1 pseudogene is annotated in these 348 nt (G+C 44.3%); it reads right to left on the bottom strand.

From position 1 onward, the window contains the following. Positions 1 to 348: pseudogene (locus ACKTR2_RS10580) on the bottom strand (conjugal transfer protein TrbL family protein); the annotation flags it as partial.

Here is a 348-nt window from a genome sequence, read left to right as displayed (position 1 = left end):
CCAACATCTTTTAACCCAGGAACTTTATTCATGCCGGTAATTGATTTAGCGGTGAACTGCTGATCAGAACTAAACATATACTTTAGCAGGGGCAAGGTAATTGAACCGTGAATAAAGCCCTGTAAGAACACGAAGACCGGGATCACGGCCGCTGATTTAATCCCGTCCATGATGATATTAGCCCAAGTAACATCGGTACTTTCATCTGCCTCTTTTAGAATTGTCATCACAATGCGGCCAAGGACGACCACAACGACTAACGATGTCGCAAAGGACAGGAAAATGGCATACCACGTTTTAACAACTGGCAAGCTTTGATTGGCTTGGTCAATAATGGCCTTGCAGATG

It is taken from the genome of Furfurilactobacillus curtus, from assembly GCF_045862785.1.
GTDB lineage: Bacteria > Bacillota > Bacilli > Lactobacillales > Lactobacillaceae > Furfurilactobacillus > Furfurilactobacillus curtus.
The sequence above is the reverse complement of the archived record's forward strand: the minus strand, read 5'-3'. Positions and strand labels throughout refer to the sequence as shown.